Origin of the sequence: uncultured Cardiobacterium sp., from assembly GCF_938028185.1 — a bacterium.
Lineage (GTDB): Bacteria > Pseudomonadota > Gammaproteobacteria > Cardiobacteriales > Cardiobacteriaceae > Cardiobacterium.
The window spans coordinates 1-7,351 of the sequence record NZ_CALJAH010000405.1 but is presented as its reverse complement, the minus strand read 5'-3'; the positions used below and the strand labels follow the sequence as shown (position 1 = coordinate 7,351).

Here is a 7,351-nt window from a genome sequence, read left to right as displayed (position 1 = left end):
CCACCGACGCGGTTGCCGACAACACTCCGCCAGCGAATCCGACCCCGCCGCAGTTGCAGATTACGGCGGACAGTTATCAGCTCACCGAGGGCGTGCCGGCCAAGCTCACTTTCAAGTTGAGCGAAGCGGTGAACGGTTTTGATGCCAGCGATTTGCAGGCCACCAACGGCACCATCAGCGATTTCCAAAAGGTCAGCGACACCGAGTACACCGCCACTTTCACCGCAGGCGCGGCCAGCAACGGCAACGCGGCGGTGAGCGTCGCCGCCGGGGCGTTTACCGATCTGGAAGGCACGCCGCTGGCGCACGATACTTCGGCGGTGTTCGCGGTCAGCACGCCGCAGGACAGCATTCCGCCCAGCCTGCTGGAAATCCGTGGCGAGATGAACCTGAAAGCCGGGGAAGCGGTGACGCAGACTTTTGTCTTCAGCGAACCGGTGAAGGATTTTGAGGAAAGCGACATCGAGGCCTACGGCGGCAAAATCAGCGGTTTCGAGAAAATCAGCGACACCGAATACCGGGTGCGTTTCACCCCCGACGCCGTCCCCGCCGGGCAGACGGACGCGGACGCCTACCTCTCGGTCAGCAAGGGCAAATACAGCGACCTTGCGGGTAACGCCAACACCGCCACCTTTATAAAAAGCATGACGGTCTATCCCGACGCGGTACCCGCGCCGAACCATGAAGGCACCATCAGCATCAGCGGCACGGCGAAAGTCGGAGAGACGCTCACGGCAAACGTGACCGATGCCGATGGTGTCCCCGCCGACGTCCGCTACCAGTGGTACGCCGACGGGCGCGAAATCACGGGCGCGACCGCGCAAACCTTCACTCTCACCAGCGCGCAAAAGGGCGCGAAAATCAGCGTGCAGGCGGTCTATGAAGACAACGCCAAACATCAGGAAATGCCGAAGAGCGCGGAAACGCAAGCGGTTGCCGATGACGGCCAAATCACCCCGCCTGCGCCGAACCAGCCCGGCAGCGTCAGCATCACGGGCGAGGCGAAAGTCGGCGCGACGCTTGCCGCCACCGTTAGCGACGCCGACGGCGTCCCCGACACGGTGCAATACCAATGGCTGCGCGACGGCGTGGCCATCAACCACGCGACGCAAGACCGCTACACCCTCACCAAAGACGACCTCGGCCACAAAATCAGCGTGCGCGCGACTTACACCGACAACGCGCACCACGCTGAAACTCCGGTAAGCAGCGCGACCGACGCGGTTGCCGACAACAACCCGCCTGCCGAAAACCATGCGCCGACCGGTACCGTGACCGTTAGCGGTCTGGTACAGGCCGGACAAACCCTGTATGCGGGCAACACCCTCGCCGACGAAGACGGCATGGGCGAAGTCAAATACCAGTGGCTGCGCGACGGCAAGAACATTGACGGCGCGACCGGCGGACAGTACACCCTGACCAGCGACGACGTTGGCCACGACATCAGCGTCCGCGCCAGCTACACCGACCAGAAAGCGCACGCTGAAAGCAAGGACAGCCTCTCCAGCCTGAACGTCGCCGCCGAAGGCACCGCACCGACCTACGAGAACAATTACGGCCAGCCCACCATCGACTGGGCGGGCTTCAAATGGGTCGCACGCGACAGCTGGAAAAAAGACGGCAGCCCGCACGCCAACGGACAGTGGTCCAAGGACAACGTGCAGCAGCACGACACCAGCCTTGATCTCTCCATAACCAACGCCGACGGCCACACCCCGGTAGCCTCCGAAATCATCTCGACCCGCTCAATGGGCTACGGCACCTACGAAATGACCTTCAAGGGTGACTTCAGCACCTTTGACAAATACACCGTATTTGGCGGCTTCTTCACCTTTGACTGGAACTATCCGGATGGTGCGAAAGACGATGGCTACCGCGAAATTGACGCGATGGAAATCTCGCGCTGGGGCGGCGACACCCTCAAAGGGCTGACCACCTACTACCCCTACACCAACACCCAGGGCGTCGGCATCAAGCCGGAAAACGTCTGGCCGGACAGCTGGACGCACGCCACCGCCAAACTGGAGTGGACGCCGACCAAAATCCGCTGGAGCCTGCGCAACGCCGACACCGGTGAAGAATTCCCGATCAAGGAAATCAGCACCGACATCATCAAGCCGAACCTGCAACAAATCCACAGCAATATGTGGACGCTGAACACCGATGGTGGCTGGACGGCGAACAAACCGCAAAAAGTCACGCTCGAATCCTTCAGCTACATCCCGATGAAAGACGACGGCAGCAACCATTCCAACACGCCGGAGCCGCATACCAAGAACCCGCAACCGCCCGCCGAAAACCACGAAGGCAGCGTCGCCATCACGGGCGAGGCCAAAGTGGGTGCGACCCTCACCGCCACCGTCAGCGACAGCGACGGCGTCCCCGACACCGTGCAATACCAGTGGTCGCGCGATGGCCAGCCGATAGACAGCGCGACCGGCAACCACTACCAGCTCACCGCCGCCGATGCCGGCCACAAAATCAGCGTCAAGGCGACATACAACGACAACGCGCACCATGCAGAAAACCCGGTGAGCAGCGCCACCGACATCCCCGCCGTACAGCCCCCCACCGGCAACAGCCTCACCGTGCGCGAGACCGACGGCGCGACCCAGGGCAGCATCGTCGTTGGCAAAGTAGGCGCGGGCGAAGCGCTCACCGTCGGCGACACCACGCTGAACGCCGCCAAACTGGCGGAGCTCGCCAATCACCCGCGCACCGTCATTGACGACGACAAAGGCACGCTGACACTCACCGGCTACGACGCCGCGAGCGGTACGCTTTCCTATAGTTATGACCCGAAAATCCACGCCAGCCCCGACAACCAGCACGAAGCCGTCGCCTTCAACATTGGCCGCGAGAGCTTCCGTGGCACCAACGGCGTTGGCGTACAACCCGTCAACCCGCGCTGGACGGGCGACAACATCGCCGCCATCGAAGAAAGCTACGCCCGCGCCGCCGAACTCGGCGTCAAATGGGTACGCATCACCGCAGGCTGGAACCGGGTACAGGCGAAAGACGGCGACCATTGGGACTGGGGCAACATCGACGCCGCCGTCAAGCTGGCGCACAAATACGGCATGAAAGTGATGATGCAAGTGATGGGAACGCCGAACTGGGCAAGCGAACTCGGCGACCAAAGCGCTGCCGAACAACAGAAATGGGCAGACCACGCCAGCACCTTCGCGCCCAAAGCCGAACACGACGCCGGATTTGCCAGATTCTTCGGCGAAGTCGTCAAACGCTACAGCGCACAGGGCATCCACGACTACGAATTCTGGAACGAACCGGGCAACGAATTCTGGCGCGACACCTGGGCGAACCCCAAACCGAACCCCGAACACTACACCCGCCTGCTCAAACAAGTGTACGAAGCGGCACACGCCGCCGACGCGGAGGCCAACGTTCTCGCCGGCGGCATGACCGTGGGTGATACCCGTGCCGACGGCAGCTACATCAACCCGCAAGAATTCCTCGAGCGGATGTACAAGGCGGGCGCACAAGGCTACTTTGACGCGCTCTCGCACCACCCCTACGGCATCCTCGCCAAAGACTTCAAGGACAACGGCTGGGCGCTGATGAACGGCGACATCGTCGCCCCCGGCGCGGGCGAAAAAACCCTGATGCAAATCATGCAGGAGCATGGCGACGGCGGCAAACTCATCTGGCCGACCGAAACCGGCTGGGACGCGATGTTTGAAGGCATCGCCGAAACCTGGCAGGCGAACACCATGAAAGCCCTGATCGAATGGCAACAAAAATCCGCCTACACCGGGCCGATGATCCTGTATCAGGCGCAGAACGACCGCGCCGACTACATCCAGGGCATCCTCAACCGCGACGACAACCATGACGGCATCGTGGACGTCAACATCGACACCGACGGCGACGGCATCCCCGACGCCAACATCGACGCCGACCACAACAACCGCCCCGACCTGCTTGACGCCGCCGACCGCGAAGCCTACTACGGCTTCTGGAAACACGACGGCAGCCCGAAACCGGCGGTGGACGCCATCAAAAACGCCACCGCCGCCATCCAGAGCGCCCCGGCGGCGACCCTCGACATCACCATCGAAAACGATAACGGCAACCCCCCGCCCAACCCGCAACCGCCCGCCGAAAACCACGAAGGCAGCGTTGCCATCACGGGCGAGGCCAAAGTCGGCGGTACCCTTACCGCTACGGTCAAAGACGACGATGGCGTTGACAGTACCAACATCCAATACCAATGGCTGCGCGACGGACAGAAAATTGACGGCGCCACCGGCAGCAGTTACCAGTTGCGCCCGGAAGACGCGGGCAAAAAAATCAGCGTCCACGTCAACTATCAGGACAAGGCGCAGCACGCCGAAAATGCCGACAGTAGCGCGGCAGATGCCACCGTTGACGGCCAAAGCGGCTACCGCCTCGTGTGGCAGGACGAATTTGACGGCACCGCGCTGAATGACGGCAACTGGCAAATCGCCACCGGCGGCTGGAACAGCTCAAAAGTACAAAACTACTACAGCAATTCCGGCAAAAACGTCTCCGTCAGCGATGGCAGTCTCAAAATCACCGCGCACCACGAAAGCACCCCCATCAAGACTGGCTCGGGCGAGAACGAGAAAAGCTACGACTTCTCCTCGGGCTTCGTGCAAACCCAGGGCAAACAGGCGTGGACATACGGCTACTTTGAAGCGCGCATCAAAATGCCGAATGCCGAAAACGGCAGCCTGTGGCCGGCATTCTGGATGAGCCCGGACAAAGCCAAATATGGTGGCTGGCCGCGCAGTGGCGAAATAGATGTCCTTGAAACCCGCAGCTACATCAACAACGAAGACCGCGATCACGACGGGCAAATCAAAGTTGCCGCCGATGCTCACTGGGGCACCGGCTACGGCAAAGGCAACCACCGCCACAAACAGGGCATCACCTACGTGGATGGCAGCGACGAATGGCACACCTACGCCGTCAAATGGCAGGAAGGCAAGCTCGAATACTACGTTGATGGCCGTCACTACCACACCATTGATAACTTCGCTGCGCCGAACGCCACTGATCACCCCGGCCCGTTCAACATCCCGTTCTACCTGCGCCTCAACGTTGCGGTCGGCGGCGACTACATGACCGGGAAATACCAGGATGCGCACAACAGCATCGACAAATTCCCGGCGACAATGGAAGTCGATTACGTCCGCGTTTACCAACTGGACGGCAAGGACGGCAACGGCGCCTCGCCACAACAACCGCCCGCCGAAAACCACGAAGGCAGCGTTGCCATCACAGGCGAGGCCAAAGTGGGAGCGACACTTGCCGCCACCGTCAGCGATGCCGACGGCGTCCCCGCCAGCGGCGTCAAATACCAATGGTTTGCCGACGGCAAGGCGATTGATGGCGCAACCGCACAAACCTTCACCCTTACCACCGCGCAAAAAGACGCGAAAATCACAGTACAGGCGACCTACGACGACAACGCCAAACACCACGAAACGCCAACCAGCAGCGAAACCCCGGCGGTCAGCGAAAACACGCCGCCCGCCACCAGCGACATCACCGCCAACCTCAGCGGTGCGCATGACGTCACCGAAGGCAGCGCGGCGCAGTACCACGTCGGCCTCGACCTCTCGCCCGTCGGCAAAACGGCAAGTGCGGCGGCGCTCTTGCAACAACTGAAAGACCTCGCTGCGCACCAGCAAATCCTCTTTGGCCAACAGCACGCCACCGACGAAAGCGCGCGCGGCGACAGCGCCAACGACGGCTACGGCCGCAAATCCGACGTCGCCGCCATGACCGGCAAATACCCCGCCGTCTTCGGCTTTGACTCCGACGAAAACCCGACCGACCCGGCACAAACCCCGGAAGAAAACGGCAAGGCGCTCGCCCGCGCCTTCATCGAAGCCGACAGCCTCGGCGCGACCGTCACCCTCTCCTCGCACCTGAAAAACCCGGTGAGTGGCGGCACCGCCTTCGACACCACCAAAGTGGACGTCCAGCGCCTCATCAGCGGCGACCTGCAAGGCAAACTGCACGACTGGCTTGACACCGTCGCCACCGCCGCCAACAACGCCGTGCGCGCCGACGGCAGCAAAATCCCGGTCATCTTCCGCCCGCTGCACGAAAACACCGGCGACTGGTTCTGGTGGGGCAAAGGCCACATGAGCGCGGATGACTACAAGACGCTGTGGCAACACATCCACCAATACCTCGACAGCAAAGGCGCGGACAACCTGCTCTACGCCTACTCGCCCAACGGCAGCCTCGGCGGCGACAGCGCCAAATACCTCGAAGCCTACCCCGGCGACAAATACGTTGATGTCTTCGGTTACGACGCCTACCAGAGTGAGCCGCAGGCGCGACAAAGCGACGCCGAATGGCGCACACAAACCGTGCGCGACCTCGAAATGGTCACCAAACTCGCGGGCGAACACGGCAAAGTGGCGGCATTCACCGAATTTGGCCTCAACCACGACCGCGTCATCCAGCAAAGCGGCAACGAAAACACCCAATTCTTCAGCGAACTGCTCGATGCCATGAAAGCAGGCAACGGCGCGATGAACCTCGCCTACATGATGACCTGGGCGAACTGGGGCGTGGACGAAGACGGCAAATTCCAGAGCTACACCCCCTGGCCGGGGCACGAAATGGAAGCCGACTTCAAAAAATTCCTCGGCGACCTGACGCTGACCAAAATGCCGGAAAAAGACGTGACCGTGGACGTGACCATCGCCCACGGCACGACCGACGACGGCGACCTCAAAACCACGACACACAGCGTCACCATCCCGCGCGGCCAGACCGGCGCCGACTTCACCGTCGAAACCGTAGCTGACGGCAAAAAAGAAGGCGACGAAACCTACACCGTCAAACTGGCAAACGCACAAGGCGCGACCATCGGCACCGGCAGCGTTGAAACCACCCTGCACGACGGCGTCCCCAGCGCCAACTACAGCCACCCCGCCTCCCAACGGGCGCATCACGACGCGGACGGCACAGCTGCCGACACCACGAACCACGATACAACCGTAGGGTGGGGCTTGCCCCACCACACCGACGGGACGGCTGCCCACGACGCCAACAACGACGGCGTCCACACCGCCGACGGCGCGGACACCTCCGCCTACGCCAAACTCGTCAGCCACGACGGCGCCGACCTGCTGCAATACCTCGGCGAACACAGCACCGAACTGCTCGCCGCGACCAAAACGGCGGGCGCGCACGCCCTGCACGGCGGCGCAGGCAACGACACCCTCATCGCCAGCCACGGCACAGCACAGCTCACCGGCGGCGCGGGCGCGGATACCTTCGCCTTCCTGCTGGACAGCGACGACGCGGCCAGCTGGCAACAGCCGGGCAAAATCAGCGACTACAA

At 62.2% G+C, this 7,351-nt stretch carries 1 protein-coding gene; it reads left to right on the top strand.

Annotated features, from left to right (window positions below; all coding sequences use genetic code 11):
- The coding region (locus Q0349_RS11845; protein WP_298081202.1) for a glycosyl hydrolase at nt 1–7,351 on the top strand (7,351 nt) is incomplete at both ends.